Genomic DNA, 4,096 nt, shown 5'->3' with positions numbered 1-4,096 from the left:
TAATTTAGTAAATAATTACCGACCAAGAAAGTCCGCGAGGACTTTCGTAAGTAGGCGAGAAGCCAGCAATAAATTATATACGGTGTTAGGCACTGGCTTTATCTAGGTTTTATATTCGTCCTTCATTTTAATAAATTCTACAGGCATAATTATTTTGTTTTTACGATTTTTCTCTCTTTTACTTTCCTCTTCGTAAATTAAGTATGATAAATACATTAATGCGGATCTACTTAACTTTAATATTTTAAATGTCTTGTCTTCAAATAATCCTCTGTCAATTTCATACGTTTCGGTTTCCTGTGTCCAATTAGGATTAAAAGATTCTACAATTTTAAATGATTTGTGTTCGATATAATTTCTGATTTTTGCTAGTTCCTTAGCTTCTGGTTCTATATTAACGTCAAAATCTTTGTCATACAAATCTTTACTTAACCAAAACAAACCTCTTAATGCCCAATTATTAGAACCAGAAATTATATTGTTCAATCCTTGATTTTTATAAAGATTTTTATACCAAATTCGTCTGAAATTTACTTGGGAAGGTTCATTGTCCAAAATTAAATATTGGTTTAAGAAATATGATATTTTATCAAAAATAGAATAACACATTCTAAATGCAATTTTTGTTTTTTCTAGAGATAAAGAATAAATAGAATAATCGAGCGTATCCATTAAAGTTACATCTTTATCAGAAAAATGAGTTTCATAACTTGAAAGGGATTCGTAAAACAAGTATCTGGCACTTACATATTCTTGTTTTAGTTGATTAAACATACTTTGATAAATAGGTTTCTCATTAACTTTAAAGGTCATTGATGGTGTAAATAAAAAATCATTTGCAACAACACTTTTGGTCAAAACATCATTCAAAGGATTAATAAAAAGTCTATTTTCAGCACACCATTTTCGATAATCAACTTCATTTTTTGGTAATTCATTATAGTAATTTCCGTATTCTTTATAATCATCTAAATCTTTAACAGAATAGGCTGTTTCTATATGTTTTGCTAATGAATGGAATGCATTTCGTGCATCAAGATAAACATCTTCCATTTTACAAGAATCTAATAAATTTTTACGAGCATATTGCATAAAAATGAATTGATGAACTGGTTCGAAAATTAATCTTGCATAGTGAAATAGTCCAAAACCTCGATTACCAATAGCCATTCCAAATTTTGGATTTATATTAAGACATAAGTTAAAATACTCTTGGGCCTCTACAATTCTTCCGATGTGACTAAATAAGTTTCCTAAATTTGTTAGAATTTGACACTTGATAAAATCATCATTATTTTCTTTTAGAAATCCTAATGCTTTTCTATAATATGCAATCTGTTTTTCAATCTCTTCAGATTCAAACTCAAAGTTAGTTTCGGGATATTTAATTTTTATAACGTATGACCAAGCATTTCCTAGAAAATAATAATAATTAGCTTTGGATTTAGGCTCAAAAGTTTCAAGATTAACAGAATTTGCGATTTCAATAGATTTCGTTAATTTTTCTAAATTATTTTCTTCTCTTGATGTTTCAAAAAGTCCTCCTAGTATTTCTAGGATTTCAATTGATGATTTCGTGTCAAGATTAATTTCCTCCATTGTTTAATTTCACTTCGTTTTTTCTTGCTTGTGCCTAACGTGTTGTGTATGGTTAGTTGCGTGGTTAAGCAACTAAATTAGTAAATAGAAAACGAACCAGAGGGAATTCCGAAGGAATTTCCAAGTAGGCTAGAACCAAGCAATGAATTATACACGGTGTTATGCCCAGTTTTTATTCTTTTGACCTTGGTTTTTTTCGACTAAGAATTTCTTTTACTAATTCAGTAATTCTTTCTTTTTTCTTGATATAAGTAAATTCAATTAGTTGTTCTAATATTTCGTAGGCATCTAAAATGTCATCACTTTTTACAAGTCCTATGTGACTTCCTTCATTTCCGATTATTTTCAGAGCCAAAAGATGGTCAGCCATATTCTTATTTCGTTTTCCGTAATGTTCAATTCTGTTATGAAGAATTTTGAAAACTTGTTTATTTCCAGCATTCGTTTTTCTCCATTTAGGTGCATTTAAATCGTCTAAAATAAGTTCAATTCCATTTCTTATTCTATTGGCACAAGACGACAAATCATTATAGTAATGTGAGAAAGAGAGATTTATTTGTTCAGCAACATTTTCAGAAACCTCTTTTGGTAGAGCAATAATTTTCAAGTTGGGAAAAAAGAATTTAGGATAATAAGTTGAAAACCTGTGCTCAACCATTTCTCCACTTGGCAATTCTTTTCCAGATTGAATATCTCTTAAACATTGACCACTTATTGAAACTAATTCTTTACAATCTTTATTCTTACAAATTAATGTTCCGCTAAAAATGTGTTCAATTCCATTTGGATAACCAAAATATTCCATTTCAGTTCCAGAAGGTGTAATTTCCGTAACAATTGGTTTTTTAGGTGTCAAAAATCCAACGCTACACTTTGGACAAGGATAATTGATAGGATTTTCGTTTGTAAATGTTCTATTTTTCCAAAGTTCTCTGTTCATTTTCTCAAATTGGGCATAACGTTTCATGTATGGAAAGTGCGGTCTTACGTGCGCGGATTTTCCGTAGGAAAATCAGCAGCTAGTAAAAAAGCACAGACCTTTCGGCTAGGACTAAAGTAAGCATTTTCTATACATATTGTTGTAAAACGTTACATTCTCTAGAGTTCTATTTGTTAGAGTCTGTTTAATACTTTGCCTTTTTAAAGATTGAGTAAATGTCAGTAGAAATATGAGTTAGTAAAATCGGCTTACCGTTTTGCTAAACATCAGATTGATTGTCAGTTGGATCTGATAGAGTAAAATCAGCTTACCGTTTTGCTAAATAACAGATTAATTGTCAGTTGAGAGCTGAGTGAGTAAAAGTCAGCTTTAGAATCTGGGAAAGATATTATTTCGCTTCGAATTAGGTTTCTAACTGGCTAGATTTGCTAATTTTTTATTTTAAACCACAGTTGCGATTTAATTGGGATAATGTTTTACAACGGTTCGGCTATGCTTAGTGCGGGGCGGAAATCCAGCGGATTTCCTGTCTCGCGCTAAGCTGAAACTTTGGGTTTCGCTTTTTCTTTTTTTGTTCCAAAGCTAAATCCCAAAGATTTAGCGACATTATAAATATACACAGAACTTGGCTTTAAAACCTAAGCCCGCATTAAGTATAGCCATTGTTGTCATTAGTGATTTTCGTTCTGATTGGCACGTATTGCTTGCGTGATTAGTTCGTTCAGATTAATTCTATTCATAAACAAGCTAAAAAGTCCATCGACATAACAGTTGCGTTCGAGTAAGGTCCATCTGCGCAACGATTGGGTAGGAGTGAAGTCCAGACCTTGGCGTAAAGACCGAAGTCCGTATTAATAATAGGCATTGTTGGCATTTCGTTTTTTCTTTCTCAACCAAACTCCTATTCCCAGTACTATAGGAGTAACAAGTAAAACCAGTATCCATAGATTCTGACTTCCGCCACCTTGGTTATTTTCATATGTCGTAATATCTAGCTCATTTTGAGTTAAGGAATATTTGCCATAAGCCATGTTTGTATTTATATCAACTTTTAAATACTCAGTTCTACATGAAAAAAAATCATATTCATTATTTAGTTCACTCTCCAATGGATTTGGGGCAATCAAGTAGTACTCATTAATTTTAAATTCCGATAAGTATGGGCGACAGAGAATACCATTATCACCGAAGATTTTTATTGTTTTTTTATGGTCAGTTCCTTTGTATTGTTTTATTATCTCTACTGTCATGGAATATGGCATCTTTCCATCGAAACCAAGAATCTCTCGGTCAAGATATTCGTCAAAGGATATAACCTTAACTAATGCAACTAATTCAGAATTTTTTGCTGTCAAGCTGAAAGAATCATTCCACGCATATTCACAACTACATGCCAATATATTGGATGAGTAAAGTATGAATGATATAATTATGATAATCTGTCTCAAATGCTTTTTTATCATTAATGACAACGTTTCAGCTATAGTTAGTGCGGAACTAAGGAAACCTTTTCGTTTCCGACTTCGGACTAAGCTAAAACTTTTTGTTTGTTTTTTA

At 31.5% G+C, this 4,096-nt stretch carries 3 protein-coding genes; all 3 read right to left on the bottom strand.

What is annotated here, in order from left to right; all coding sequences use genetic code 11:
* Nucleotides 1-102 precede the first annotated feature (102 nt).
* Nucleotides 103-1,599 (bottom strand): LA2681 family HEPN domain-containing protein, encoded by a 1,497-nt coding sequence (locus M4I21_RS18305; RefSeq protein WP_249560673.1) that lies wholly within the window; start codon nt 1,597-1,599, stop codon nt 103-105.
* A 172-nt stretch (nt 1,600-1,771) separates the two neighbouring features.
* Nucleotides 1,772-2,539 carry a DUF8608 domain-containing protein gene (locus tag M4I21_RS18300; protein ID WP_249560672.1) on the bottom strand — a complete coding sequence of 256 codons (768 nt, stop codon included), beginning with the start codon at nt 2,537-2,539 and terminating at the stop codon, nt 1,772-1,774.
* A gap of 851 nt (nt 2,540-3,390) precedes the next feature.
* Nucleotides 3,391-4,096, bottom strand: a 706-nt coding sequence (locus tag M4I21_RS18295) for a hypothetical protein (RefSeq protein ID WP_249560671.1), incomplete at its 5' end; no start/stop codon positions are given.

This window comes from Cellulophaga sp. 20_2_10 (genome assembly GCF_023476645.1).
Classification (GTDB): Bacteria; Bacteroidota; Bacteroidia; order Flavobacteriales; family Flavobacteriaceae; genus Cellulophaga.
This window is presented reverse-complemented; position numbering and strand designations above follow the sequence as displayed.